General features: G+C 72.6%; 20 protein-coding genes and 1 pseudogene. 6 read left to right on the forward strand and 15 right to left on the reverse strand.

Features of this window, described 5'->3' with window-relative positions:
• The first annotated feature begins 5 nt into the window (after nt 1-5).
• The 4 genes from ACFVT2_RS05015 to ACFVT2_RS05030 are packed head-to-tail and all read left to right on the forward strand — an operon-like array spanning nt 6 to nt 4,780.
• A complete protein-coding gene (locus tag ACFVT2_RS05015; RefSeq protein ID WP_390012338.1) occupies nt 6-1,574 on the forward strand; it encodes an FGGY family carbohydrate kinase in 1,569 nt (522 codons plus the stop codon).
• A complete protein-coding gene (locus tag ACFVT2_RS05020) occupies nt 1,567-3,084 on the forward strand; it encodes an FGGY-family carbohydrate kinase (RefSeq protein ID WP_390012340.1) in 1,518 nt (505 codons plus the stop codon). The genes ACFVT2_RS05015 and ACFVT2_RS05020 overlap by 8 nt, the downstream gene beginning before the upstream one ends.
• The gene (locus ACFVT2_RS05025; RefSeq protein ID WP_390012342.1) at nt 3,081-3,707 is read left to right on the forward strand and encodes a histidine phosphatase family protein; all 627 of its coding nucleotides are present in this window, start codon (nt 3,081-3,083) and stop codon (nt 3,705-3,707) included. The genes ACFVT2_RS05020 and ACFVT2_RS05025 overlap by 4 nt, the downstream gene beginning before the upstream one ends.
• Nucleotides 3,708-3,754: 47 nt before the next feature.
• On the forward strand, nt 3,755-4,780 hold the full coding sequence (locus ACFVT2_RS05030; protein WP_390012344.1) for a 2-hydroxyacid dehydrogenase: 1,026 nt from the start codon (nt 3,755-3,757) through the stop codon (nt 4,778-4,780).
• 86 nt (nt 4,781-4,866) lie between these two features.
• On the opposite strand, the gene lysX is transcribed toward ACFVT2_RS05030, so the two are convergent.
• Both lysX and ACFVT2_RS05040 read right to left on the reverse strand, forming a co-directional pair.
• Nucleotides 4,867-8,181, reverse strand: a complete 3,315-nt coding sequence (lysX, locus tag ACFVT2_RS05035; protein WP_390012346.1) for a bifunctional lysylphosphatidylglycerol synthetase/lysine--tRNA ligase LysX — start codon at nt 8,179-8,181, stop codon at nt 4,867-4,869.
• 155 nt (nt 8,182-8,336) lie between these two features.
• On the reverse strand, nt 8,337-9,155 hold the full coding sequence (locus ACFVT2_RS05040) for an Ig-like domain-containing protein (protein WP_390012348.1): 819 nt from the start codon (nt 9,153-9,155) through the stop codon (nt 8,337-8,339).
• Nucleotides 9,156-9,493: 338 nt separating this feature from the next.
• Between ACFVT2_RS05040 and ACFVT2_RS05045 the strand changes: the two genes are divergently transcribed.
• Nucleotides 9,494-9,688 (forward strand): hypothetical protein, encoded by a 195-nt coding sequence (locus tag ACFVT2_RS05045; protein WP_100600347.1) that lies wholly within the window; start codon nt 9,494-9,496, stop codon nt 9,686-9,688.
• An 83-nt stretch (nt 9,689-9,771) separates the two neighbouring features.
• On the opposite strand, the gene ACFVT2_RS05050 is transcribed toward ACFVT2_RS05045, so the two are convergent.
• The 6 genes from ACFVT2_RS05050 to ACFVT2_RS05075 form a co-directional block, all read right to left on the reverse strand.
• Nucleotides 9,772-11,052, reverse strand: coding sequence for a phosphodiester glycosidase family protein (locus ACFVT2_RS05050; RefSeq protein WP_390012350.1), 1,281 nt, complete (start codon nt 11,050-11,052; stop codon nt 9,772-9,774).
• Nucleotides 11,053-11,224: 172 nt separating this feature from the next.
• The gene (locus tag ACFVT2_RS05055) at nt 11,225-11,878 is read right to left on the reverse strand and encodes an N-acetylmuramoyl-L-alanine amidase (RefSeq protein ID WP_390012352.1); all 654 of its coding nucleotides are present in this window, start codon (nt 11,876-11,878) and stop codon (nt 11,225-11,227) included.
• A 266-nt stretch (nt 11,879-12,144) separates the two neighbouring features.
• Nucleotides 12,145-13,560, reverse strand: coding sequence for a family 2B encapsulin nanocompartment shell protein (locus tag ACFVT2_RS05060; RefSeq protein WP_390012354.1), 1,416 nt, complete (start codon nt 13,558-13,560; stop codon nt 12,145-12,147).
• Nucleotides 13,561-13,705: 145 nt separating this feature from the next.
• Complete coding sequence (locus tag ACFVT2_RS05065) at nt 13,706-15,118, reverse strand: family 2B encapsulin nanocompartment shell protein (protein ID WP_390012356.1); 1,413 nt, start codon at nt 15,116-15,118, stop codon at nt 13,706-13,708.
• 208 nt (nt 15,119-15,326) lie between these two features.
• On the reverse strand, nt 15,327-16,757 hold the full coding sequence (gene xylB / locus ACFVT2_RS05070) for a xylulokinase (protein WP_390012358.1): 1,431 nt from the start codon (nt 16,755-16,757) through the stop codon (nt 15,327-15,329).
• 153 nt (nt 16,758-16,910) lie between these two features.
• Entirely contained in the window at nt 16,911-17,879 is a 969-nt protein-coding gene (locus ACFVT2_RS05075) for an acetylxylan esterase (RefSeq protein ID WP_390012360.1), read from the reverse strand.
• A gap of 190 nt (nt 17,880-18,069) precedes the next feature.
• Here ACFVT2_RS05075 and ACFVT2_RS05080 point away from each other — a divergent pair, with 190 nt between their 5' ends.
• Nucleotides 18,070-18,945 (forward strand): hypothetical protein, encoded by an 876-nt coding sequence (locus ACFVT2_RS05080; protein WP_390012362.1) that lies wholly within the window; start codon nt 18,070-18,072, stop codon nt 18,943-18,945.
• Between the two features lie 49 nt (nt 18,946-18,994).
• Here ACFVT2_RS05080 and ACFVT2_RS05085 read toward each other — a convergent pair whose 3' ends face one another.
• The 7 genes and pseudogenes from ACFVT2_RS05085 to ACFVT2_RS05115 all read right to left on the reverse strand — a co-directional run bounded on the left by ACFVT2_RS05085 (nt 18,995) and on the right by ACFVT2_RS05115 (nt 25,363).
• Nucleotides 18,995-19,822 (reverse strand): amino acid ABC transporter ATP-binding protein, encoded by an 828-nt coding sequence (locus ACFVT2_RS05085; protein ID WP_390012364.1) that lies wholly within the window; start codon nt 19,820-19,822, stop codon nt 18,995-18,997.
• Nucleotides 19,823-19,881: 59 nt separating this feature from the next.
• Entirely contained in the window at nt 19,882-20,673 is a 792-nt protein-coding gene (locus ACFVT2_RS05090) for an amino acid ABC transporter permease (RefSeq protein WP_390012366.1), read from the reverse strand.
• Nucleotides 20,673-21,449 (reverse strand): basic amino acid ABC transporter substrate-binding protein, encoded by a 777-nt coding sequence (locus ACFVT2_RS05095; RefSeq protein WP_390012367.1) that lies wholly within the window; start codon nt 21,447-21,449, stop codon nt 20,673-20,675. The genes ACFVT2_RS05090 and ACFVT2_RS05095 overlap by 1 nt, the downstream gene beginning before the upstream one ends.
• 160 nt (nt 21,450-21,609) lie before the next feature.
• Nucleotides 21,610-21,849, reverse strand: a complete 240-nt coding sequence (locus ACFVT2_RS05100; protein ID WP_390012369.1) for a GNAT family N-acetyltransferase — start codon at nt 21,847-21,849, stop codon at nt 21,610-21,612.
• Between the two features lie 139 nt (nt 21,850-21,988).
• Nucleotides 21,989-22,924, reverse strand: a complete 936-nt coding sequence (gene mmuM, locus ACFVT2_RS05105; RefSeq protein ID WP_390012370.1) for a homocysteine S-methyltransferase — start codon at nt 22,922-22,924, stop codon at nt 21,989-21,991.
• Between the two features lie 14 nt (nt 22,925-22,938).
• Nucleotides 22,939-23,821: pseudogene (locus ACFVT2_RS05110) on the reverse strand (YceI family protein).
• 222 nt (nt 23,822-24,043) lie between these two features.
• Nucleotides 24,044-25,363 carry an SWF or SNF family helicase gene (locus tag ACFVT2_RS05115; RefSeq protein WP_390012719.1) on the reverse strand — a complete coding sequence of 440 codons (1,320 nt, stop codon included), beginning with the start codon at nt 25,361-25,363 and terminating at the stop codon, nt 24,044-24,046.
• Nucleotides 25,364-25,413: the final 50 nt, after the last annotated feature.

A 25,413-nucleotide genomic window follows, 5' to 3' on the forward strand; every position in this document is an offset into this window, starting at 1 on the left:
CGCTGATGTCCGTACTCACCATCGACGCCGGCACCACCGTCATCAAGTCCGTCGTCTTCGACGACCAGGGCCACGAGATCGCCGTCTCCCGCGTCGCCACCGAAGTGCTCCGCCCCCACCCCGGCTGGGCCGAACAGGACATGGACGCCGTCTGGCAGGCCGTCGTCCACACCGTCCGCGACGTCCTCACCGACCTGACCGACCCGGTCCGGCTGGTCTCCTTCACCGCCCAGGGCGACGGCGCCTGGCTGATCGACGACCACGGCCGCCCCACCGGCCCGGCCATCCTGTGGTCCGACGGCCGGGCCGGCGACCTGCTCACCACCTGGCAACGCGACGGCCTCCTCGAAGCCGCCTTCCGCCGCAACGGCTCACTGACCTGCGCCGGCATGCCCAACGCCCTCTTCGCCTGGCTCGCCGCCCACGACCCGGACCGGCTCGCCCGCTCCACCACCTCGCTCACCGCCGCCGGCTGGCTCTTCCTCCGCCTCACCGGCGTCCGCGCCACCGACGAATCCGACGCCTCCGCACCCTTCCTCGACCACACCACCGGCGCCTACGACCCCGCCATCCTCGAACTCTTCGGCCTCACCGCCTACGCCCGACTGCTGCCCACCGTCCTCGCCGAAGACCAGCGCATCGCCGAACTCACCACCGACGCCGCCGCCCAACTCGGCCTGCCCGCCGGTCTCCCCGTCGTCATGGCCCCCTACGACATCGCCGCCACCGCCCGCGGCGTCGGCGTCGTCAACCCCGGCCAGGCATGCAGCATCCTCGGCACCACCCTGTGCACCGAAATCGTCCGCACCGGCATCGACACCACCGGCGAACCCTCCGGCGTCAACATCGCCTACCGCGGCCGCGAACGCGTCCTCCGCGCCTTCCCCACCCTCAACGGCGCCGAAGTGCTCGGCTGGGCCGCCCGCCTCCTCCACCTGCCCGGACCGCCCGAACTCTCCCGACTCGCCTTCGCCTCGGAACCCGGCGCCCGCGGACTGACGTTCCTTCCCTACCTGTCACCGGCCGGCGAACGCGCCCCGTTCCTCGACCCCGGCGCCCGCGGCTCCTTCTGGGGCCTGACCCTCGAACACACCCCCGCCGACCTGGCCCGCGCCGTCTTCGACGGACTCTCCCTCGTCCTGCGCGACTCCCTGGCCGCCGCCCGCACCGACATCACCGAACTACGACTGTGCGGCGGCGGCGCCAACAGCGACGCCTGGTGCGCCCTGATCGCCGACGCCACCGGCGTGCCCACCGCCCGCTCCGGCGACACCGAGATCGGCGCCAAGGGCGCCTTCCTCACCGGCCTGGTCCGCACCGGCGCCATCAGCAGCATGCACCGCGCCGCCGACACCTACGTCCACATGCAACGCCGCTGGCAACCCGACCCGGAACGCGCCGCGTTCTACGCCGCCCTCCACCAGGACTTCCTCACCTGGCGCGGCCTCGCCCGGAACGCCGGCTGGCGCACCACCACCACCTGGCGCCCGAACCCCGCCACCCCCACCACCCGCCGCACCGACCCCACGCACCACCCCGCCGAGACCCCCGCCCCAGGAGGCATCCGTGTCTGACCCGCACGCCCCCGGACCCACCGGCCCGGGCCCCGGCCCCGACGACATCTGGCTCGGCCTCGACCTCGGCACCCAGAGCGCCCGCTGCCTCGCCGTCGACGGCACCGGAACCCTCCTCGCCACCGCGGCCCGCCCACTCACCAGCCGGCGCACCGGCAACCGCCACGAACAAGACCCCCACGAGTGGTGGACCGCACTCGCCGACGCCTGCCGCGAAGCGCTCGCCGGACTCGACACCGGCCGGATCCGGGGACTGGCGATCGACGCCACCTCCGGCACCCTCCTCCTCACCGACCCCCACGGCACCCCCCGCACCCCCGGCCTCATGTACGACGACGGCCGCGCCACCGACCAGGCCGAAACGGTCAACACCGCCGGCGGACCCGTCTGGCAGGAACTCGGCTACCGCACCATGCCCCCCTCCTGGGCACTGCCCAAACTCCGCTGGCTACTGGACCACGACCCCGCCCTCCGCACCGGCTCCCGACTCCTGCACCAAGTCGACCTGATCACCTGGAAACTGGCCGGCCGACAACTCCCCAGCGACGCCAGCCACGCCCTCAAAACCGGCTACCACCTCATCGACGAACGCTGGCCGCACGCCGTCATGGACCACCTCGACATCCCCACCGACCTGCTGCCCGACGTCGTCCGCCCCGGCACCGTCCTCGGCACCGTCGCCCCCTCGGCCGCCGACGCCACCGGCATCCCCGCCGGCACCACCATCGTCGCCGGCATGACCGACGGCTGCGCGGCACAGATCGGCGCCGGCGCCCTCGCCCCCGGCGCCTGGAACGCCGTCCTCGGCACCACCCTCGTCCTCAAAGGCAGCAGCGACCACCTGATCCGCGACCCCGCCGGCGTCGTCTACTGCCACCGCGGACCCGGCGACACCTGGCTTCCCGGCGGCGCCTCCAGCAGCGGCGCCGGCGTCATCTCCCAGTACTTCCACGGCGAGAACCTCGACGTCCTCACCGACCAGGCCGCCGCCCTCGACCCCGACGCCGTCGCCTACCCCCTGGTCTCCACCGGCGGCGAACGCTTCCCCTTCCGCGCCCCCGAAGCCGAACCCTTCATCCTCGGCGACGTCCCCACCCGCGCCACCGCCTTCCACGCCTACCTCCTCGGCGTCGCCTGCCTCGAACGCCTCTGCTTCGACTACCTCGACCTCCTCGGCGCCGCCACCGACGGCCCCCTCACCTACACCGGCGGCGGCGCCCGCAACACCTACTGGTGCCGCCTGCGCGCCGAAGTCCTCGGCCGCACCGTCCACGTCCCCGAACACGCCGAAGGCGCCCTCGGCATGGCCGTCCTCGCCGCCACCTCCACCGGCACCACCCTCACCGAGGCCGCCACCGCCATGGTCCGCCCCGGCACCGAGATCCGCCCCGCCCCCGACCGCACCGCCCGCTACCTCCCCGTCTACCACCGCTTCGTCGACGAACTCACCCGCCGCGGCTGGCTCGCCCCCACCGTCGCCGACCACGCCCTCAGGAGGGCCGCCCAGTGACCGACTTCCTCCTCGTCCGCCACGGCGAGACCGTCTGGCACGCGGAGAACCGCTACGCCGGCCGCTCCGACGTCCCCCTCACCGACCGCGGCCGCGAACAGGCCCACGCCCTCGCCCACTGGGCCACCACCGCCGACCTCACCGCCATCTGGACCTCCCCCCTGACCCGCGCCCGCCTCACCGCCGCCCCCGCCGCCGACGCCTGCGGCCTCACCCCCCACATCGACGAACGCCTCTATGAACTCGACTTCGGCCAGGGCGAGGGCCTGACCCGCGACGAAATGCGGCAACGCTTCCCGCAGGGCGTCGCCGCCTTCCTCGCCGACCCCGCCGACCACCACCTCCCCGGCGGCGAACACCCCCGCCACGCCGCGGAGCGCGCCGCCGCCTGCCTCGCCGACATCGCCCGCGACCAGCCCCACGGCCGGATTCTCGTGGTCGCCCACTCCACCCTCATCCGGGTCCTGCTCTGCCACCTCCTCGGCATCCCCCTCGCCGAGTACCGCCGCACCTTCCCCCAACTCCACAACGGCGCACTCACCGAAATCCGCCTCGAACAGGGCCGCACCGCCCTCCTCCGCCTCAACGCCCCCGCCCTCACCCCGACCCCCGCCCTGCACTGACCGCCGACCACCCCACCCACCCCGGCAACCCAGGAGAGAAACCCCGCATGACCACCACCGTCCTCGCCGCCGGCAACCACTTCATCCGCCCCGGCCTGTTCAGCGCGGCCGTACGCAAGGCGGCCGGGGACACCCCACTGGAGATACGCGAGCTCCAATTCGGCTGGCCGCACACCCCCTTCGGCCCGGTCGCCGAGGTCGACGAGGCATCCGGCACCGAAGACCAGATGATCCAAGCCCTCCGAGGCATCGAGATCTGCGTCACCGAACACGGCCCGCTCACCGAACGCATCCTCGCCAACTGCCCCGACCTCAAGCTCTTCTGCACCAGCCGCGGCGGCCCGGTCAACGCCAACCTCGAAGCCGCCACCCGGCACGGCGTCGCCGTCTGCAACGCCCCCGGCCGCAACGCCACCGCCACCGCCGAACACACCCTCACCCTGCTGCTGGCCGCCGCCCGCGGTGTCGGCGACACCCACACCGACCTGCGCCGCGGCGTCTGGCGCGGCGACTACTACGACTACGACAACTGCGGCATCGAGATCGACGGCACCACCATCGGCCTCATCGGCTTCGGCGCCATCGGCAGCCGCGTCGCCAAGGTCCTGCACGCCATGGGCGCCCACGTCCTCGTCCACGACCCCTACGTCAGCCCCGAAGCCCTCGCCGGCCTCGCCGAACAGGTCCCCCTCGACGAACTCCTCACCCGCTCCCGCATCGTCTCCCTGCACGCCCGGGTCACCCCGGAGACCACCGGCATGATCGGCCGCGCCCAACTCGCCGCGATGCCGCCAGGCTCCGTCCTGGTCAACTGCGCCCGCGGCGCCCTCCTGGACTACGACGCGGTCTGCGACGCCCTGGAATCCGGCCAGCTCGCCGGCGCCGGCTTCGACGTCTTCCCCGAGGAACCCGTCCCCGCCGACTCCCGACTGCTGACCGCCCCCGGCGTCGTCCTCACCCCCCACATCGCCGGCGGCAGCCAACAGGTCGCCCACAAAGCCGCGGACATCGTCGCCGCCGACGTCGCCCGCTACCTCCGCGGCGAACCCCTCCACCACCAGGCCAACGCCTGACCCCCTGGATCCGTACCCCCGTACAACACAGGACGGCCCGCCTCGAAAGGCGGGCCGTCCTGTCGTCTCGTCGCCGGGTGCGCCGGTCAGCGCCTCCGCACCAGCGGGAACGGCAGCGTCTCCCGGATCGACAGACCGGTCAGGAACATCACCAGCCGGTCCACGCCGATGCCCAGACCACCGGTCGGCGGCATCGCGTACTCCAGCGCCTGGAGGAAGTCCTCGTCCAGCTCCATCGCCTCCGGGTCACCACCGGCCGCCAGCAGCGACTGCGCGGTGAGCCGCCGCCGCTGCTCGACCGGATCGGTCAGCTCCGAATAGGCCGTACCCAACTCGGTGCCGAACGCCACCAGGTCCCAGCGCTCCGCGAGCCGCGGATCGACCCGGTGCTGACGCGTCAACGGCGAGACATCGGTGGGGAAGTCCTTGTAGAACGTCGGCAGCGTCGTCTTCTCCTCCACCAACCGCTCGTACATCTCCAACACGACGTCGCCCCGGCCCATCTCCGGCTTCACCGGCACCGACGAGGCGTTGCACAGCCGCCGCAGCGCCTCCGGGTCGGTGTCCGCGTCGACCTCCTCGCCCAGCGCCTCGGAGATCGCCCCGTACACGGTCTTGACCGGCCAGATGCCCGAGATGTCGTGCTCGACCAGCCGCCCGTTCTTGTCCGCCTTCCGCGCCGTCGCACTGCCGAACGCGGCGACCGCCGCACCCTGGATCAGCTCCCGGGTCAGGTTCAGCATCACGTCGTAGTCGGCGAACGCCTGGTACGCCTCCAACATCGTGAACTCGGGGTTGTGCTTGTACGAGATGCCCTCGTTACGGAACGTCCGCCCCATCTCGAAGACCTTCTCCATACCGCCCACACAGAGCCGCTTGAGATACAGCTCCGGCGCGATCCGCAGGTACAGGTCCAGGTCGTAGGCGTTGATGTGGGTGTGGAACGGACGGGCGTTCGCACCACCGTGGATCTGCTGGAGCATCGGCGTCTCGACCTCCAGGTAACCCCGGTCGATCAGCCCCTGCCGCAGCGCCTGCACCGCCGTACTACGGGCCCGCACCGTCTCCCGCGCACCCGGCGAGACGACCAGGTCCACGTACCGCTGCCGGACCCGGGCCTCCGGGTCGGACAGACCACGCCGCTTGTCCGGCAACGGACGCAGACACTTGGCGGTCAGCCGCCACTGCGTCACGAACACCGTCAACTCACCGCGCTCGCTGGTGCCGACCTCGCCCTCGGCCTCCACGTGGTCACCGAGGTCCACGTCCGCACCGAAGCGCTCCAGCAGCTCGCCACCCGCATCCCGGGTCAACGCGATCTGCAGATCGCCCGACCAGTCCCGCAGGACCGCGAACAGCACACCACCGTGATCGCGGACGAGCAGCACCCGCCCGGCGACCGTCACGGTCTTGCCGGTGCGCTCCCCGGCCGCCAGCTCCCGGTGCTCCTCGCTCACCTGGCCCAGGGTGTGCGTCCGCTGCACCCCGACCGGGTACGGGTCGGTACCCGCCTCCCGCAGCCGCTCCAGCTTCTGGTGCCGCACCCGCACCTGCTCGGGCAGCGCGGCCAGCTCCCGCTCCCGCTGCTCCTCCTCGGTGGCCGGCTCGGCCTGCACCAGACCCAGCTCGTCCAACGACGGCAGACCCGCGGTGCTCGCCGGCGCCAGCACCCGCTTCTTGTGCCCCTTGCCCCACAGCTTGCCCAGGCTCGGTACCGCCACGAAACCCTCGGCGATGCCCGACGCCATGCCGATCCGGGCGAGCGCACCGGCGTCCGCGTAGCACAGGAACCGCGGGTACCACTCCGGGTGGTACTTCGAGTTCGACCGGTACAGCGCCTCCAGCTGCCACCAACGGGAGAAGAACAGCAGCAGCCGTCGCCACCCCTTCAGCACCGGACCGGCACCGATCCGGGAGCCCTCCTCGAAGGCGGACCGGAACACCGCGAAGTTCAACGAGACCCGGCGCACCCCGAGCGCCCCGGCCTGCGCGCACAGCTGCGCGACCATGAACTCCATCACGCCGTTCGGCGCAGTCCGGTCGCGCCGCATCACGTCCAGCGAGATGCCGTCCTTGCCCCAGGGCACGAACGACAGCAACGCGATCATCTTCCCGTCGCCGTCGAACGCCTCGGCCAGCAGGCAATCGCCGTCCTGCCGATCGCCGAGCCGGTCCAGCGCCATCGAGAAGCCACGCTCGGTCTCGGTGTCCCGCCACGCGTCCGCGCGGTGGATGACCTCTTCCATCTCCGCATCGGTCAACTCGGCGTGCCGCCGGACCCGGAAGGTCGCCCCGGTCCGCGCGACGCGGTTGACGGCCTGGCGGGTGCCCCGCATGTCCCGGCCGTCAAGATCGAATTCCGCGATGTTGAGGATCGCCTCGTCACCGAGCTGCAGTGCACCCAGCCCGGCGCGGGCGAACGCCTTGGCGCCGTCCTCGCTCGCCCCCATGACGGCCGGCTGCCAGCCGTATTTACCGGCGACGTCCAGCCACGCGTCGATCGCCGGACCCCACGCCTCCCGGTCACCGACCGGGTCACCGCTGGCCAGACAGACCCCGGCCTCCACGCGGTACGTGACGGCGGCCTTGCCGCTGGGGGAGAAGACCACGGCCTTGTCCCGGCGGGTGGCGAAGTAACCGAGCGAGTCCTGGCTGCCGTACTTCGACAGCAGCGCCCGGATGCGGTCCTCCTCGTCACCGTGCAGCGCGGCTTCCATCCGCTGCGAACGGAACAGCGCGGCGGCGGCGTTGAGCAGCGCCAGCGCGCCCAGCAGCCCGAGCAGGGTGCCGATCCAGTGCGCCGGGTGCCCCTCCACGATCCGGCCGCCGACCAGCCCACCGCAGACGCGGTTGGCCGCCCACAGCAGCCGGTTGCCGCCACCGGCCTCCAGCGAACCGGGCGCCAGCGACACCAGCCCCCAGCCGATCAGCACCGCGACCACGAGCCCGCCGGCGAGCACCAGCGAGGCCCGCAGGAACGCGCCGCGCCGGGTGATCGCGTAGAACTCACGGTGCGAGACGAGCAGCAGCACCAGCGCCCCGACGCACAGCACCAGGGAGAAACTGAACTCCCAGTACCCGGCGGCCAGGAACAGCGCGTCGGCGAGGCCGTTCAGCACCATGTACGCGGCCACGAACCACAGGGCCACCCGTTTGCGCGTGGTCATCGCCGCGGCCAGGAGGAAGAGGAACGCGGCGTAGGCGAAGTTCGGCGCCACCGGGATCGTGAGCGTGTCCAGCCAGTAGATCACCGAGTGGAGAGTGCGCCGAAGGGGCCCGATCAGCGCCGTCAGGGCACAGAAAAGCCCCAGCAAGCTGAAGATGATGGCGAAGCCATTGGGGACGCGGCGCCGGAAGCGCAGCCACCCCGTGAGTTGATCCTGGTCCTGCACGGTGCTCATTCCGTCACATTAGGCTCTGAAAGGGGTTGGCAGTCCGACACGAGGCGCGCGCTCCGCCTCCGGCCCACTGCCGCTGCGACCGGCCGACCATCCGGTCTCCGGCCCCGCCCCTTTGTTGTCTGTCCCTCGCAGGAGGGTTCGGTGACCGCCACGGGTCACCCACCTGGACCTTGCCATAAAGCCGGCGTAAGTCCGAGTCCGGGTGTGATGTACGCGTCAGAATCGAGGTCCGCCCGGACGGCCGCACTACGGGCCACGGTGAACCGCAGCCCGTAGTCCTTGGTGAAGAACCGCCCGCCGCCGGAGTCCACGCCGTTCAGCTCGGCCTGGAGGGTCACCTTGGTGCCCGGCTTCCACTCCTGCTCCGGCCGCCAGACGATCCGGTCCTTGCCGTGGGCCGAGTCCCAGGTCCACGCACCCACCGTCCGGTTGTCGGCGGTCACGGTCAGCCGTCGCTCCACCGTCGCCCGGTCACGCACCGGAAAGGCGAAGGTCAGGATGATCGGATCGCTGACGCCGACCACCTCGCCGTGCGGCCGGGGGCTGAACGTCAGCCGGTTCCGCTTGCCCACCTTCCCGGTGGTCAGCGACTCCTTGGCCTCGTCCGCGGCGCCTTGGGGGTTCTTGGTCCGGGCGAGCACCGAGTACTTGGTGTCCGGGGCGGCCTTGGCCCGCGATGTCCACACCGTCCCGCCGTGGCTGAACCCGCCGACCAGCTGCCGACCCCGGGGATCGGTCACCGTCACCTCGGTCAGCACCCCGCCGTCCGCACTCACCCGCAGCTGGTCGCCGGCCTGCACCGTCGGATGCCCACCGGCCGACCCCAGCCCCACCTTCACCGGCTGCTCCGGGGTCGCCGACGCCCGGGCCGCATCGCACGCCGCGAGCGTGCCGACGCCGAGCACCGGCATCAGCGCGAGGGCGACACACAGCGACCGGGAGGGCCGGAACGGCCGGGCGGGGCTCAGGCTCATGGGCGGACTTTCCGTCGGTAGTGGGGGCGGCGGCAATGTCGGCCGCTAAGACGGTCAATCGCAACACTCCGTTGCGGGGGGTGAGGTGATCCATGCCACTTCTTTACCGACGGGTGGAACTCCCCTCGAATGTGTCGCTCCCGTGGGCAAGTTGAGGTCGGGCAGGGGCGCCCGCGCCCCTGCCCCCGAACCCCATCGCCCCCTCCGGTAGTCACTCCGTGACCCGCAGTGATCACCCGTTCGGAGCACCCTGCCGCGAACCGGATATACCCCGAAATGCGCCAAACTAGCCACCGCTCGCCGTCCGTTCGGGCGGTCGTCGAGGAGGTGTGGTGCCCATGGCTGTCTCTATCTCGGTCGTCCTCTTGCTGGTGATCCTCATCGTGATCTTTCTGCGCAGCGGAAAGCTGAAGATCTCGCACGCCGTCGTGTGCGGACTGCTCGGCTTCTATCTGGCGGGCAGCAGCCTCGCCCCGGACATCCACCACGGCCTCGCCAGCGCCGCCGAGGTCGTCAGCAGCGTCCGCCCCTGACCCTGCCGACCCTCACGCTGGGTAATCATCCCGGGGGCGATTGAGCCCGCACCCAACCCGGCCGACGGGCCCGGTGCCCCGCATCACCCGTCGGAGAAGACCCCCACCGCATTGGCCACCGGCCGCTCCTTGCCGCCCGTGGGGTGGTTGCGTACCTGCGCTTCGCCGTAGCGGTTCTGGGTGACGAACGTCGTGGAGCCGCCGCCGTCGAGGTCGATCGCCTCGTGTGCTCCCAGCCGTGCCATCAGCCCGGCCAGCTCCCGGACTGTGAGGCCGGTCTGGTGGTGGCCCTTCTCGCCGTCCAGGGCCATCAGGAGCAGGGTGCGGCCCCGGTTCGCGATTCCGGCGGAGGTCCTCATGGTGACGGCGACGGTGTCCAGGCCGGCCGCTGGGTGCCCGTGGCGCAGTACCGGGAAGCCGCCGACCGCGCAGCGCAGGCGGCCCGGGAGTCGCCCGACGAGGCGGTGGCTGATCCTGACCCGCTCACCGAGGTGCAGTGCGCGCAGCCGCCGTGCGCCCGCCTCGCGGCCGACCAGCACCACCGACCCGCGTGCGATCACGCCGGCCCCCGGGCGCTGGGCCCTCTCCGCCACCCGGCCGTTGCGGATCGTGACCTCGGCGGTGTCGGTGTCGCAGCCCGCCCCGCGGTCGGTGTCGGTGCCGCACACCGCCCGCTCGCGGGACGTCCGGCCCCATCGGGCGGTGTACGCGCCGATGCCGTCCTGCGGCAGGGCGTACTGGTTCAGCCCGCGCAGCGGCCAGGAGCCGGAGGCGCTGCGGACGGCCCCGCGGAGGGCCAGCCGGTCCAGCCGCGCCCGGTGGTCGTACCCGATGCCGAGCACGTCCTGGGTGGACGCGCCGGGCGGCAGTGTCGGGCCGAAGCGCTGGCCGTCCGGGACCGCACCCTTCAGTTCCCGCCCCGATGACACGGCGGGTCCGACCGAGGAGCCGGTGACCTCCACCCCGGGGTGCTCCGCCTCGCTGATGTTGAAGAAGTCGCCGTTGACCGCCCCGACCGCGTCCCGGTCCTCGGCCAGTTCGGACACCGGGGCCCGGGCGGCGACCGCCGCCGGATGGAGCAGGTCCACCGAGACCGCGGGGCGGGAGAGGTCCACGGTCAGCAGGTGACCGCGGACGATGCCGCGCGGCAGGGGCAGCCGGAACTCGGCGTAGCTCACTCCGGGCGCCAGCCGCACCGGGGACGTGCGGGTGAAACCGCCGCCCCGTGTGAGGCCGCCGTCGACCGTGGCACCGCCTTCGGCGGCCGCTGCCCGTGCCGCGCCCGCCGCTGTGCCGCCGACCAGGACGCCCCAGGCGACCACGCCCGCTGCCACCGTCCGCTTCCAGCCCAACCGCTGCTTCACGAAAGCCCCCTGACGTTACGTCAACTGTTTCAGGTGGTGGCTGCGCTCACTATGGCCCGCGGATGGCGGGATTCCGAACATCCGCGGAACGGTGCCGTGTCGACCGGTGGGCGGCGGCGCGGTGGCCCGGGGCGTCAGGGCCCGGGTCGGTGGGACACCGCGGGCCGCGCCGTCACAGGTCGGTCAGGCTCTCCCAGAAGGCCACCCCGTTGACCAGTTCCATGTAGTGGGCCCAGTCCCAGTACTGCCCGGGGTCGGTGTGGTCGGTACCCGGCACCTCCACGTGCCCGATGATGTGCTCGCGGTCCTTGGGGATGCCGTAGCGCTCGCAGATGGCGGCGGTCAGCATGGCGGAGTGGGTGTAGAGCGTCTCCGTGAACCACTTCGGGTCGTCGATCCAGCCCTCGTGCTCGATGCCGATGCTGCGGGTGTTGTAGCTCCAGTTGCCGGCGTGCCAGGCGACGTCGCGTTCGCGGACGCACTGGGCGGTGTAGCCGTCCGAGGACCGGACGACGTAGTGCGCGGCGGCCTTGTGCGCGGGGTCCTGGAAGAGCCGCAGGGTGTCCGGGAAGGTCTCCTGCGTCACGTGGATCACGACGGTGTCGATCGGGTACTGCGCCGGGCGTTTGGCGGCCGTGAAGTTGGCGGAGTCGGCCGGGTGCCAGTGGACGGGCGGGTAGCCGTCGGTCCATGCGGACCGCTTGCGCCGTGTCGTGGCGCTGGCCGGGGTGAGGGGGGCGAGGGGGGTGAGGACGGCGGCCGCGGCGAGTGCGGCGGCGCCGGTGAGCAGTCGTCGGCGGGCCGGGAAGTGCTGGTCGGGTTCCATGCGAACTCCTGACAAGGACCGAGGGGTGGTCGCGTACATGTCACGCACATGCCGGTGCGTTCATCATGCGCAACAGCGCGCGCCCTGCCAAGGGAATGGCCGTAGTGTCAATGGCTTGACCAAAGATGGCCCACCGCGGGTCAAAAGCGCTCAACGCCCCCTGATCGGCCGGTACGAACGTCACCCGGGTGCCGCGCCGCGCCGGGACCCTGACGGAGGGTCGGCGCCGCGACGGCACCCGGGTGACGGTGCGTCCGGCCGTTCGCTCAGTGCCCGATCTCGACGTCCTCCAGGACACCCAGCGCGTCGGGCACCAGCACCGCCGCCGAGTAGTAGGCGCTGACCAGGTATTTGATGACGGCCTGGTCGTTGATGCCCATGAACCGCACCGACAGGCCCGGCCGGTACTCGTCCGGGATGCCGGTCTGGTGGAGCCCGACCACGCCCTGGTTCTCCTCGCCGACCCGCAGGGCGAGGATCGAACTGGTCTGGTCGGGGTTGATCGGGATCTTGTTGCAGGGCAGCAGCGGGATGCCGCGCCAGGCGCGCACCGGCGTGCCCTCGATCTCCGCGGTCGCCGGGTAGATCCCGCGGGCGTTCCACTCCCGCCCGATGGCGGCGATGGTCCGCGGATGCGCCAGCAGGAACTGCGTCTTGCGGCGCCGGGAGATCAGCTCGTCCAGGTCGTCGGGGGTGGGCGGGCCGCTGTGGGTGTGGATGCGCTGCTTGAGGTCGGCGTTGTGCAGCAGGCCGAACTCGCGGTTGTTGACCATCTCGTGCTCCTGGCGCTCGCGCAGCGCCTCCACCGTGAGCCGCAGCTGCTGGTCCAGCTGGTTCATCGGGTCGTTGTAGAGGTCCGCGACCCGCGAGTGGATCTTCAACACGGTCTGCGCGACGCTGAGTTCGTACTCCCGCGGCGCCCGCTGGTAGTCCACGAAGGTGCCGGGCAGCGCCGGCTCGCCGATGTGTCCCGCGGCCAGTTCGATGGCCGCCTCGCCGTGCTTGTTCTGCGCCGGGACCAGCGCCGTGCGGAAGCTCTCGATGTGCTCGCGCAGCGTCGCCGAACGGCCCAACACCTCCTCGTAGTCGCCGCGGGAGAGGGTGAGGACGGTGCCGCGGGTGGCCGCCCGGAGGGTGAACTCCCACAGGGCGTCCGGGGCCAGCAGTGCCGCGTCGCCGGCCGCGTCGCCGCCGGCGAGCACCGCGGTCACCGTCTCGTCGCCGTACTTGCCGGTGCCGACCCGTTCGACCTTGCCGTGGGCGATCAGGATGACCTGGTCGGTGGGCGTGCCCTTCTCGGCGAGGACGTCACCGGGGACGACGTCCCGCTGGGCGAACCGCCCGGCCAGCTCCTGGAGCGTGGGGTCGTCGGTGAAGCCGCGCAGCGGCGCCAGTTCGCGCAACTCCTGCGGGATGACCCGGACCTCGGCGCCCTCGGTGACGAACTCCACCTGGCCGTCACCCAGGGTGTGGGTCAGGCGCCGGTTGACGCGGTAGGTGCCGCCGGAGACCTGCGTCCAGGGCAGGACCCGCAGCAGCCACCGCGAGGAGATGCCCTGCATCTGCGGTGGGGTCTTGGTCGTGGTCGCCAGATTGCGGGCGGCCGCGGTGTCCAGGCTGGACCGGTGCTGCTCGGAGCCGTCGGTCTGCGGGCCGGACGTGGGATCCACGGATGTGGTCATTGCGGGGGGTCACCTGTTCCGATCGGTGCGTGAAGCTTCGTAGGTAAATCTCGGGGAAAGGGGCGGGAAATCAGCCGAGAAGCGGGTGGGGCGGGCACGCTGCCGGTCCGCGCGGCGCGGCAGTCGCCATCCGGGGATTTTCCGCTCAGTGTCCGATTTCTACGTCTTCCAGGATTCCCAGGGCATCGGGGACGAGGATGGCCGCCGAATAGTAGGCGCTGACGAGGTAGTTCATGACGGCCTTGTCGTCGATTCCCATGAAACGGACCGAAAGGCTCGGCTCGTATTCGTCGGGAATTCCGCTGCGGTGCAGCCCCACCACGCCCTGCTTGTCCTCGCCGGTGCGCAGCAGCAGCACCGAGCTGGTGCCCTCCTTCGTCACCGGGATCTTGTTGCAGGGGAAGATCGGCACCCCGCGCCAGGACGGCAGTGAGTGGCCCATGAAGTCCACCGCGTCCGGGTAGAGCCCGCGGGCGCTGCACTCCCGGCCGATCGCGGCGATCGCCTTGGGGTGGGCCAGCAGGAAGCCCGGGTCCTTCCACACCGTCGCGAGGAGTTCGTCCAGGTCGTCGGGGGTGGGCGGGCCGTTGCGGGTGTGGATGCGCTGCTTGAGGTCGGCGTTGTGCAGCAGGCCGAACTCGCGGTTGTTGACCATCTCGTGCTCTTGGCGCTCGCGCAGTGCCTGCACCGTGAGCTTCAGCTGTTCCTCGACCTGGTTCATCGGGTCGCTGTAGAGGTCGCCGACCCGGGTGTGGGTGCGCAGGACGGTCTGCGCGACGCTGAGTTCGTACTCCCGGGGCGTCCGCTCGTAGTCGACGAACGTGCTGGACAGGGCCGGTTCGCCGTGGTGGCCAGAGGCGAGGGAGATCGCGGATTCGCCGCTGGCGTTGGTCGGCCGTGCGGAGTGGTGGCCGTCGGCCGAGAGGTGGTCGCGCAGGGCCGGCGAGCGGCCGATGACCTCCTGGGCGTCCTGGCGCGCCAGTGCCATCACGGTCACCCGGGTCACCGCCCGGTAGCTGAACTCCCACTGCCCGTCGGCGCTGTTCAGTACGGCGTCGCCGAGGTGGTCGCCGCCGGCGAGCGCTTCGAGGACGGTCTCGTCGCCGTACTTGCCGGTGCCGATCCGGTCGACCCGGCCGTGTGCGATCAGCACCACCCGGTCGTGCGGGGCGCCGACCTGGGCGATCAACTCGCCGGGCGCGTACTCGTGTTGAGTAAACCTTTCGCCGAGTGCGGTGAGCACATCGACGTCGGTGAACTCCCACAGTGCGGGGAGTTCGCGCAGCTCTTCGGGGATGATCGCGACCGAGGTGCCGTCGATGTCGAAGTCGATCCGCCCGTCGCCGACGGTGTACGCCAGCCGCCGGTTGACACGGTACGTACCGCCTGAGACCTGCACCCAGGGCAGCAGCCGCAGCAGCCAGCGGGACGTGATGCCCTGCATCTGCGGCGCGGTCTTGGTGGTCGTCGCCAGATTCCGCGCAGCGGACGTACTCAGGCTGGAATTCTGGCTCTCTTCGGCGTTTCCGGTCAGCGTTTCGCCGGCAATCGTCACCATGTCACCTATCTCGTGGAGGCTGCGGCGTGGAACACCGGGCAGAACTCGACGAGGGCCCCGGCAGCTCGCCGCCGCCTCGAAGATAGTGGCGCTCTTTTTACCCGCACAATCGCTCGATTGGGTGGCATGGAATTAACTTTCCATGGAAAGGGTTTAGGTTTTTCGGTACTGGGCAAAGTGTGCCGGGGTGATGATCACGGACGGGAGGTCAGTCGCCCCACAGCGCCGCTCCGTCGGTCAGCGTCGCCGCCAGACGCTCCCAGGCGCCGCCGTCCCGCTCCCGCGCCGGGTACTCCGCGCCGCGGGCCGTCCCCCAACGGCGCGCCACCGCCGCCGGATCCTCGCCCAGCAGCAGCCCGGCCGCTTGCGCCGCCGCCCCGAGCGCGACCAGCTCGTCCGCCTCGGGCACCACCACCGGGCGCCCCGACAGGCGCCGCACGGTCTCCCGCCAGGCGTGGCCCCGGGCCCCGCCGCCGATCAGCAGCAGCGGCGCGCCGGGCGCGGTGTCCACCCCCGGCAGGCGGTCCAGCGCCCGCAGCAGTGCGAACACCGCGCCGTCGTAGGCGGCCTGGAGCAGCTGGCCGGCGGTGGTGTCGTGACGCAGCCCGTGCAGCAGGCCCGTGGCGTGCGGGAGGTTCGGCGTCCGCTCGCCGTCCAGGAACGGCAGGAGTACGGCGCTGCCGCCCGGCTCGACGGCCTCCCGGTCGCGGCCGAGCAGCGCCGCCACCCGGTCCACCGCGAGCGTGCAGTTGAGCGTGCAGGCCAGCGGCAGCCAGTCGCCGCGGGCGTCGGCGAAGCCGGCGACGGTGCCGGTCGGGTCGGCGGGCCGACGGGTGGTGACCGCGTACGCCGTGCCGGAGGTGCCCAGGCTCAGCACCGGCTGCCCGGGGCGCAGACCGAGCCCGAGCGCCGCCGCCATGTTGTCGCCCGTCCCGGCGGCCACCAACGCGCCGTGGGGGAGGGGGAGTTCATCGGTCCGCACGGTGCCCGCGGCCTCGCCGGGGAGTGCCACCCGCGGCAGCATCGTGGGGGCGAGTCCGACCCGGTCCAGGACCTCCGTGTCGTAGGCGCCGGTGGCCGTCGCCCACCAGCCGGTGCCCGAGGCGTCGCCGCGGTCGGTGACGGCCTGGCCGGTCAGGCGCTGGACGAGGTAGTCGTGCGGCAGTCGGACGGCGGCGGTGGCGGCCGCCGCGGCCGGCTCGTGGGTACGCAGCCAGGCCCACTTGGCGACCGTGAACGCCGGGCCCGGCACGCTTCCGATCCGCTCCGCCCACACCTTCGGACCGCCGCCCTCCGCGATCAGCCGCGCGCTCTCCCGGGCCGGCCGGACGTCGTTCCACAGCAGCGCCGGACGGACCGGTTCACCGGCCGCGTCCAGGGTCACCAGGCCGTGCTGCTGCCCGGCGACGGAGACCGCGGACGCCTGCCGGGCGGCCGGCCCGCACTGGGTCAGTGCCTCGCCCAGCGCCCGCCACCACTGCCGGGGATCGCTCTCCTTGCCCGCCCCGCCGCTGACCGTGTGCGGTGCCTGACCACGGGCCAGCACCTCGCCGGTCTCGGCGTCCACGACCAGCGTCTTGGTGGACTGGGTCGAGCTGTCCACCCCGACGACCAGGGGTCCGGCCGACTGTGCGCCCATCGAGCACTCTCCCTCGGCGGCCGGTGCGTCCAGGCCCTGACCCCGGGGCTCCCGGCCGCTCAGGGCCCCGATGCGCTGCCGCATAGTAAGCCGCGCGCCGCGGGGCCCGGGCGGCCTGTGGACGACACGCGCGGCGCGCGCCGGCCGGAGCGGTCAGCCGTCGAACAGCTTGCGGAGGAACCGGATCTCCGCGGTGCGCTGTGCGCCCCCGCCGCTCTCATGGGCGTTGAACCGCCACACCTCCAGCTGCTTGTCGCCCGCGTAGTGGTGGTAGGCGGCGAACCCGGTGGACGCCGGGACGATCTCGTCGCGCAGGGCGGTGCCGAAGAGCGCCGGGGCGGTGGCGCGGACCGCGAAGTTCAGGCCGTCGAAGTGGTCGAGGGTGTCCAGCGCGGTGTCGATGTGGTCGCGCTGGCCCGCGAAGTAGCGGGCGAGTTCGCCGTACGGTCCCTGGTCGGTGACGTCCAGGGCGCGCCGGATGTGGGTCAGGAACGGCACGTCGATCAGTGCGCCCGCCAGAGAGGGGACCAGGCCCGCCACGGCCAGTGCGAGGGCGCCGCCCTGGCTGCCGCCGGCGACCACGATCCGTTCGGTGTCCACCGCGGGGTGTCCGCGGGCGACTTCGACGGCCCGTACGGCGTCGGTGATCAGCCGCCGGTAGTAGTAGGTGTCGGGGTCGAGCAGGCCCTGGGTCAGCTTGCCCGGTACGCCCGGGTGTGCGACGCCCTCCGGGTCGGGGGTGTCGCCGGGCCGGTTGGGGCCGCTCTGACCGCGGGTGTCCATGACCAGCGTGGCGTAGCCGACGGACGGCCACAGCAGCCAGTCGTGCGGCAGCATCCGGCCACCGCCGTACCCGAGGTACTGCACCACGCACGGCAGGGGGGCGGCGGTCGCCCGCGGGCGCAGGAACCAGCCGCGGATCCGGTGCCCGCCGAAGCCGGCGAACTCCACGTCGTCGGTGTGCAGTTGGGTCAGACCGGTGTCGGCCGCGGTGAAACGGGGAGTGAGGGCGTGGGTCCGGGCCTCGTCGAGGGTCCGGCGCCAGAAGGCGTCGAAGCCGGGCGGCTCGGGCAGGGGAGGGCGGTAGCGGCGGAGTTCGTCCAGGGGAAGGTCGGTGAACATGGCGCACCTCCGGGCAGTGAGGCGTACACGTCGGGCACGTTAGGGTCTGTCCGGGCGATCAGGACCGGGAGCCGTGCGTCCAGTGCCGCGGGTCGCCAACGGTGCCCACCGGGGCTGAAGGTCTCGCCCCGGATCGGTCCGGATCGGTCACCGCGTCCTCGACTCCCACCAAAGAAGCGACATTTCCGCCATGAGCCTTCCCCCGCCCCCGCCGTCCAACCAACCGCCGCACCAGCCGCCCCAGGGTGCGCCGGGCGGCTTCGGCCCGCCGGACGGCGGTTACGGGCCCGGCGGGCCGCAGCCGGGGCCGGGCGGATACGGTCCGGGCGGCTACGGGCCGTCGGCGCCGCCGGCCGGGCAGTCGCCCGCCGGGCCGTACGGTCCGTCCGCCGGCGGCTTCGGGCCGCCCGGGCCCGGCGGTCCGGGCGGCGCGCCAGGCGGTTGGCAGCAGCCGCCCGCCCCGCCCTCCGGCGGCGGCAACGGCACCACGATCGCGCTGATCATCGGCGCCGGCGTGCTGGCCGTGGCGCTCGTCATCGGCTGCGTCATATGGGCCAACAGCGGTGACGGCGGCGGCAACCAGGCCCGACCGACCACCGGCACCACAACCAGCCCCACGCCGGCCGCCTCCGACTCCGGCCTGCCGTCCCCGTCCGCTTCGCCGGCCGCGACCCCCACCGGCCCGAAGAGCACCGCATCCTCGACCCCCGGCCGCACCGTCGCCTTCTACGCGCTGAAGACCGGTGACTGCTACGACATCCCGCCGGGCGGGAACGGCGGCAACAACACGTCGGCCTCCTGCACCGGCCCGCACGACGCCGAGGTCGTCTTCGTCTACACCATGCCGCCCGGCCTGGCCTCCGAGGCCGAGATCAAGGACCGGGCGGCCGCACTGTGCGCCTCCGAACTCCAGTACAAGGCGTCCAAGCAGCCCGCCGGGACGGCCGGGGGCACCTACGTCCAGTTCCCCAGCGTCAGCGGCTACAAGATGGGCATCAAGTCCGCGGTGTGCAGCCTGACCGGCAACCGCAGCGGAACCAAGAAGCTCACCAGGCCGCTGCTCTGAGCCGGACCGGCCATCGGGCGGTGGGGTGGGGCGGGACGGGACGTGTGGGTCAGGTCAGCGGCTCGGTGACCGGCCCCGTGCTGCCGCCCCCACCCGTCCCGCCCGCCCCGTCCACCTCGGTCGCCGCCGGGTCCAGCACGCGAGACAGGAACGCCCGGGTCCGCTCGTGTCGGGGAGCGCCCACCACCTGATCCGGGGCGCCCTCCTCGACGATCAGCCCGCCGTCCATGAAGACCACCCGGTCGGCGACCTCCCTGGCGAAGCCCATCTCGTGCGTGACGACCAGCATGGTCATGCCGTCCCGCGCCAGCGACCGCATGACCGCCAGCACATCGCCGACCAGTTCCGGGTCGAGTGCGGAGGTCGGTTCGTCGAAGAGCATCAACTGCGGATCCATCGCCAGAGCGCGGGCGATGGCCACCCGTTGCTGCTGCCCGCCCGACAGCTGCGCCGGATAGGCGGCCGCCCTGTCGGCCAGGCCGACCCGGGCCAGTTGGTCGCGGGCGATCCGCTCGGCCACTGCCCGGTCGCGGCGCAGCACCCGGCGCTGAGCGATCGTCAGGTTCTCCAGTGCGGTCAGGTGGGGGAAGAGGTTGAAGGACTGGAACACCATGCCGATCCGGCGCCGCACCCGGTCGATGTCCACGTCCGGGTCGGTGACTTCGGTGCCGGCGACCGTGATCCGGCCGGCGGACGGCTCCTCCAGCAGATTCACACAGCGCAGCAGCGTCGACTTCCCGGAACCCGACGGCCCGATGACGCACACCACCTCGCCGCGCGCCACCGAGAAGTCGATCCCGCGCAGCACCTCCAGCGCACCGAACGCCTTGTGCAGCCCACGCACCTCGATGGCGTTGTCGTCCCCGCCGTCGGTCATCCCGCCCCCTGTCCGACCCTCAGTCGGCCGTGCCGCTTCCCGTCCGCGCATCCGGCCCCTCACCGGGCCCTCGCCGTACGGGCCTCCAGGTGCCGGACCACCTGGCCCAGCGGAAGGGTGATCACCAGGTACAGCAGCCCCGCAACCAGCACCGGGGTGAGGCTCTTGTGTTCGTTCAGCGCGTCCCGCCCGAAGTTGGCCAGCTCGAACTGGGACAGCGAGAGCCCCAGCAGGTACACCAGGGAGGAGTCCTTCGTCAGCAGGATCAGTTCATTGGTGAGCGGTGGCAGGACGATCCGGAACGCCTGCGGAATGACGATCGAGACCATCGCCCGGCCCTGTGACATGCCCAGTGAACGCGCCGCCTCCGTCTGTCCCTTGGGCACTGCCTGGATGCCGGCCCGGACGGTCTCCGCCATGTAGGCCGCGCCCACCAGTCCCAGCGACAGCATCACCGTGACGCCCTGGTCGAGCGCGACCTGGAACGCCAGCGGCACCCCGAAGCCGAGCGCGATGAACACCAGGAGGGCGGGGATCCCGCGGAAGAACTCGATGTAGGTCACCGCGATCCAGCGGTACGGCGGCACCGACGACAGCCGCATCAGCGCGAGCACCAGCCCGAGCGCGAGCCCGAAGCCGAATCCGAGCAGGGTGTACCGCACCGTGTTGACCAGTGCGGTGGTGACGATGTCCGGGAACAGCGCCCGCGCGACGGAGACGTCGAAGAACGCCGACCCCAGTCGGCGCCAGTCCGCGGCCAGGGCGAGGGCCCCCACCGCGGCGACCAGCACGCCGTACTGCGCCCCGCGGACCAGCCGTGCCCGGCGTCGCCTCGACGGGTGCCGGGGCATCAGCCGAACCACTTCCGGTGGATCCGGTCGTAGCTGCCGTCCTTCTTGGCCCGCGCGATGACCTTGTTGATGCGTTCCCGCAGCGCGTCGTTCCCCTTCCGGACGCCGAATCCGTAGTGCTCGCCGGTGTCGAACTCGGCCGCGATCCGGGTGTCCTGGTTGTGCTTCACGTAGTCGAAGAGCACTCCGTTGTCGTTGATTCCGGCGTCGACCTGACCTGACCTCACGGCCGTCAGCAGCAGTCCGACGTCCTCGAACTCGACGAGTTCGACCCCCTTTCCGTGTGCCTTGGCGTAGAGCGCGCCGGTCGTGGCCTTCTGGTAGCCGAGCTTCTTGCCCCGTAGGTCCTCGATCTTCTTGACCGGGGTGCCGCGCTTCACCAGCAGCGCCTGGGTGGCGTTGAAATACGGGTCGGAGAAGTCCATGACCTTCGCCCGGGCCGGCGTGATGGTCATGCCCGCCGCGGCCAGATCGCAGGTGCGGATGGCGAAGTCCTGCCCGGTCTCGATGCCTTCGAAGGGGGTGTTGATGATCTGCTGGGTGACGCCGAGGTCCTTGGCCACCAGGTCCACCAGGTCCACGTCGAACCCGACGACCTTGCCGTCGCGCGTCACCTGGAAGGGGGCGTAGGGGAGGTGGGTGCAGGTCAGGAGCGCTCCGGGGCGGACCAGTTCCGGGCCCTGGCCCGGGCCGGCGGGCGCGGTGCTGGTGCATCCCGCCAGGAGGACGGCGGCCGCGACGACGGCCAGAGGGGGCAACGCGGAGCGAGCGGTCACAGGGCCTCCAGGAGTGCCGTGACGATCAACCGGGCCGGGGGTGCCGTGAGTTGGCCTGCATCCTGCCATCGGCCAAGGGTTCTGTCGCCGGTGCGTCCGTTGCGGCTGGGTAACGTCGACCCGCTGTGGTGCCGGCCCGTCCCGGAGGACGGCGGTCGGCTCAGCGCAGGGTCCAGAGCCAGCCGAGCGGCGTGAGGCCCAAGCTCCGGGCCACCGAACGGGAGGCGTGGTTGGTGACGGTGGCGCTGTGGAAGAGCCCCTGCTTGTGGCGGGCCGCGCGTTGGGTCCAGGCGGCGACGACGGCCGGCGCCAGCCCGAGCCTGCGGAAGCCGGCGCGGGTCCGGATACCGGCCTCCGCCGCGGTGGCGTTCGCCTCCGGGGTGACCGGCTTGTCCGTCACGGTCGCCGGTCGGCCGTCGCCGGCTCCAGCCCGTAGACGGTGCCCACTTCCAGGGCGAGTAACGCCGCGTCGTCCCGCTCCATGGGACGAGGCCATCCAGGGGCGCCGGCCGCCCGCCGCCCGTTTTTCCGCGACCCGGTCAGCGGCCCAGCGTCGCCGCCAGTTCGGCGATGGTGTCCGGGCCCACCCGGCAGCAGCCGCCGATCAGTCGGGCGCCGGCCGCGACCCAGCCGGCCACCCGGTCCGCGCGGAACGCCGGACTGCCGCGCCAGGCCCGGGCCGTGGCGTCCCAGCTCTCCCCGCTGTTGGGATAGACCACCACCGGCTTGCCGGTGACCCGGGCCGCGATCTCCACCGCCCGGTCGGCGTCGTCCGGTGCGCAGCAGTTCACCCCGACCGCGATCACCTCGTCCGCTTCCGCCGCCCCGGCGAACGCCTCGGCCAGCGGCTGCCCGGCGCGGGTGCGGTCGCCGACGACGCTGTACGACAGGTAGGCCGGGACGCCGAGGCCGCGGACCGCCCGCAGCAGCGCCTGCGCCTCGTCCGCGTCGGGCACCGTCTCCAGGGCCAGCACGTCCGGCCGGGCGGCGGCCAGCACCTCCAGGCGCGGCCGGTGGAAGCGCTCCAGTGCGTCCACGGACAGGCCGTACCGGCCGCGGTACTCGGAGCCGTCCGCCAGCATCGCCCCGTAGGGCCCCACCGACGCGGCGACGTAGAGCGGCCCGGTGACCCCGCCCGACTGGGCCCGCGCGGCGGCCTCGCGGGCCAGTGCGACGCTGCGGCGCAGCAGCCCGGCGGCCTCCTCCGGGCCGGTGCCGCGCCGCGCGAAGCCCTCGAACGTGGCCTGGTAGCTGGCGGTGAGGGCGACCTGGGCGCCCGCTTCGTAGTACGCCAGGTGGGCCCGCAGTACGGCATCGGGTTCCTCGGCGAGCAGCCGGGCCGACCACAGTGCGTCGCTCAGGTCGTGGCCGTCGGCCTCCAACTGGTTGGACAGCCCGCCGTCGAGGACGACCGGTCCCGCAGCGAGCGCCTCCGCGAGCGACGGCGACGGTGGCTGGGGCGACGGGCCGGTCATGGGGACAACCTCTCTCAGCGCTGCTCTTCGGGCCGGACTGCCTGGATGTCCAGCTCGACCCGGATGGTAGCGCCGATCGCGGCGATGCCCCTGGCCAGCATCTTGCGCCAGTCCAAGGTGAAGTCCTCGCGGTGCAGTTCGGTGACGGCCTGGCACGCGGTGCGGGTCTCGCCCGCGATACCGGTGCCGATGCCCAGGTAGCGGGTGTCCAGTTGGATGGTGCGGCTGACGCCGTGCAGGTGGAGCACGCCCTGCACCGTCCATCGGCCGCCCCCCTTGTGGACGAACCGTTCACCGGCGAACTGGAGGTAGGGGAAGCGGCCCACGTCCAGGAATTCCGCCGACCGCAGATGGTCGTCCCGCATCCGTACGCCGGTGTCGATGCTCGCCGCGTCGATGGTGACCTCGACCCGGGAGTCCTCCATCCGGTCGCCGATCCACAGGCCGCCCTCGAAGCGGTTGAACCGGCCGTGGATCTCGGCCAGTCCGATGTGTCGGGCGGTGAAGCGGATGGCGCTGTGGTCGGGGTCGAGCTGCCACTGGCCGGCGTCGGGAAGCGGCAGCGCCGGCGCCAGTTCCAGGGTGACCGGGCGGGGCGCGGTCCGCCCGCCCGGTCACCACCTCGGCCTCGAAGCGGGCCGGCCGGAAACCGTCGGAGGTCACCACGAGCCGGTAGCCGCCGGGCGGCAACGTCACCGTCAGCCGGCCGTTGGGGTCGGTCCGGCCGGCCGTCGCCTCCCGGCCGCCGGAGTCCCGGACCGAGATCCCCACCCCGGCCATCGGGAGTCCGACGGGATCGTTGACGCACAGGTCCAGCGCACCCGCCCCGCGGGGGAGGGACGGCTGGACGCGGTGCGGCGGGCGGTCGCGCAGGCGGTGGAGGAAGGCGAGCGGCATGGCAGGACAGGGCCCCATCGGTCGGATCGGTCGAACAGCGGGCAGCGGGCGTGCGGGGACGCAAGCTGTCGCGGGCAGGCGCAAGCGGACGGCGCCGCGGAATGAATCGCACGAAAAGGGTGCGGATTCGGTTCCATCCTGTCATTGGTGGCGATCCAAAACGGCCATCACTGTCAAGGTCTGACCAAAGGTGATGTTTCTCGCACCATGGGGGGATTCCCCCTAGAGGCACCCCTCCGATACGTCCGCCACGAGGCCGGCCAGCGCCGCCGCCGGATCCTCCGCGGCCGGGCCGGCCGGCGCCCACCGGCCGCCCTCCTTGCGGAACGACCACCATCGTCCGTCGCGCCCGAAGCGCAGCTGGGTGTCCCCGCCGACGACCGTCCAGCGATTGCCGGCGGCCCGGAACCGCGGCCGGGACGCCTCGTCCTCCCAGGCGGCCGCCAGCCGGCCCCGCAGACGGGACAGCACCTCGGGCGCCGGCGTCCACTCCTCCTCCAGAGCCGCCAGCCCGGCCGCACCGCCCGCCTGCCAGGCCCGTACGGCCAGCGCCAGGCCCCGCGCATCACGCCCCGAACCGTCCGCCAGCCGCGCCGCGACGGCCGCCCCGGGCCCGGCGGCCGCCAGCCGTACCGCGTCCTGGGAGGGCGTCAGCGCGGGCGCCGGCGGACGGTCGGCGTGCCCGGGGGAGAGCGCCTCCGCCAGCAGCCGCTGAGCGCGCGCCGCCGCGTCCTGGACCAGGAACTCCAGTGCGTCCGCCGCCACTCCGGGCGCCGGCGGGGCACCACCGTCGAGCGCCGGCGCCGGGCCGGGGGAGGCGACCGGCGGCGGTGGCGGGGGCAGCGGCGGCAGGATGTCCCGCGCCGCGTACGCCTCGGCCGCCGGGACACCCGCCGCTTCCCGGTCCGCGGAACCGGCCGGACCCGCCGCCTCGGCACGGGACGCGCTGCGCCGCTGGAGCTCGTCCAGCAGTTCCTCCTCGCCCCGCCCGCGCAACAGCAGCAGTACGAACGGGTCCTGGTCCAACAGTCGCGCCACCTGGTAGCACAGCGCCGCCGAATGCGCGCAGTGGTCCCACGCCTCGCAGGCACACTCCGGCTCCAGATCCCCGATGCCCGGCAGGAGTTCGACGCCGGCCGCCGCCGCGTCCTCCACCAGGACCGGCGGCATGTCGCGGTCCAACAGGGCCGCGAGGTGCCCGGCCCGGTCCGCGATGACGTCCAGCAACCGGTCCCAGTCCGCCGCGGTCAACTGCTGGAGCAGGACATCGGAGCGGTGCCGGGTGTGGTCGCGGTCCTGGACGACGGCGGTGATCTGGCCGGGGCGCACGGAGACCGCGCCGACCGCCCCGGCGCGGGCGTGCCGACGACCCGACTTCACCTGCGCCCCGTCCAGCGCGGTGTCCTCCAGCGCCTTGAGCCACGCCTGTCCCCACCAGGTCTGCGCGAAGCCCCGACCGTGCGCCACCGGCAGCGCGGCGAACGTCCGCTCCGGCCCCGCCCCACCGGTCCCGCTCCCGTACACCGCGTCCCCGTCTGCCATGCCCTCGTCCGCCATGTCCCCGTCCGCCACGCCCTCGTCCGTCCTGTCCC

Source organism: Streptomyces sp. NPDC058000, assembly GCF_042886435.1.
In the GTDB taxonomy this organism is placed as follows: Bacteria; Actinomycetota; Actinomycetes; order Streptomycetales; family Streptomycetaceae; genus Streptomyces.

What these genes read in the sequence shown, in the direction of transcription:
- ACFVT2_RS05015 (WP_390012338.1), top strand. Translation starts at nt 6, where the DNA reads ATGTCCGTACTCACCATCGACGCCGGCACCACCGTCATCAAGTCCGTC.
- ACFVT2_RS05030 (WP_390012344.1), top strand. Translation starts at nt 3,755, where the DNA reads ATGACCACCACCGTCCTCGCCGCCGGCAACCACTTCATCCGCCCCGGC.
- lysX (WP_390012346.1), bottom strand. Translation starts at nt 8,181, where the DNA reads ATGAGCACCGTGCAGGACCAGGATCAACTCACGGGGTGGCTGCGCTTC.
- ACFVT2_RS05040 (WP_390012348.1), bottom strand. Translation starts at nt 9,155, where the DNA reads ATGAGCCTGAGCCCCGCCCGGCCGTTCCGGCCCTCCCGGTCGCTGTGT.
- ACFVT2_RS05045 (WP_100600347.1), top strand. Translation starts at nt 9,494, where the DNA reads ATGGCTGTCTCTATCTCGGTCGTCCTCTTGCTGGTGATCCTCATCGTG.
- ACFVT2_RS05055 (WP_390012352.1), bottom strand. Translation starts at nt 11,878, where the DNA reads ATGGAACCCGACCAGCACTTCCCGGCCCGCCGACGACTGCTCACCGGC.
- ACFVT2_RS05060 (WP_390012354.1), bottom strand. Translation starts at nt 13,560, where the DNA reads ATGACCACATCCGTGGATCCCACGTCCGGCCCGCAGACCGACGGCTCC.
- ACFVT2_RS05065 (WP_390012356.1), bottom strand. Translation starts at nt 15,118, where the DNA reads ATGGTGACGATTGCCGGCGAAACGCTGACCGGAAACGCCGAAGAGAGC.
- xylB (WP_390012358.1), bottom strand. Translation starts at nt 16,757, where the DNA reads ATGGGCGCACAGTCGGCCGGACCCCTGGTCGTCGGGGTGGACAGCTCG.
- ACFVT2_RS05075 (WP_390012360.1), bottom strand. Translation starts at nt 17,879, where the DNA reads ATGTTCACCGACCTTCCCCTGGACGAACTCCGCCGCTACCGCCCTCCC.
- ACFVT2_RS05080 (WP_390012362.1), top strand. Translation starts at nt 18,070, where the DNA reads ATGAGCCTTCCCCCGCCCCCGCCGTCCAACCAACCGCCGCACCAGCCG.
- ACFVT2_RS05085 (WP_390012364.1), bottom strand. Translation starts at nt 19,822, where the DNA reads ATGACCGACGGCGGGGACGACAACGCCATCGAGGTGCGTGGGCTGCAC.
- ACFVT2_RS05090 (WP_390012366.1), bottom strand. Translation starts at nt 20,673, where the DNA reads ATGCCCCGGCACCCGTCGAGGCGACGCCGGGCACGGCTGGTCCGCGGG.
- mmuM (WP_390012370.1), bottom strand. Translation starts at nt 22,924, where the DNA reads ATGACCGGCCCGTCGCCCCAGCCACCGTCGCCGTCGCTCGCGGAGGCG.
- ACFVT2_RS05115 (WP_390012719.1), bottom strand. Translation starts at nt 25,363, where the DNA reads ATGGCAGACGGGGACGCGGTGTACGGGAGCGGGACCGGTGGGGCGGGG.